General features: G+C 41.9%; 1 protein-coding gene. It reads left to right on the top strand.

What is annotated here, in order from left to right; genetic code table 11:
* A partial coding sequence (locus CAN34_RS14325) for a hypothetical protein (RefSeq protein WP_165767664.1) occupies positions 1-322 on the top strand: 322 nt, incomplete at both ends.

The raw sequence follows: 322 nt of genomic DNA, 5'->3' as shown, positions 1-322 counted from the left end.
GCGACGTCCTTTACCCGGGCCGCTGCCGCTGAGATGCGCCAGCGTATCAATGAGCGTTTGACTGATTTTTATCAGCTATTGCAATGGTTTAATAGGCTAAAAATTGACTCTAGTCTCCGAGCTATTCTTTACCCACCGCTAATAAATGAAAGCATCAAAAAACCTAGTGATAAGACAGATCAAAGTGATGAAAACTCTAAGCTAGCTAATGATTCTAATAAAAAAATAAGTGCAGAGCAGAAGCAAAAACGGCTGGAGTGGCTTAACAATCAGGCTGCGCTCTCAGGTAATAAGGATCTTATGGACGATCCTAACAACGATA

The organism is Psychrobacter sp. DAB_AL32B (assembly GCF_002224105.1).
GTDB lineage: Bacteria > Pseudomonadota > Gammaproteobacteria > Pseudomonadales > Moraxellaceae > Psychrobacter.
This window is presented reverse-complemented; position numbering and strand designations above follow the sequence as displayed.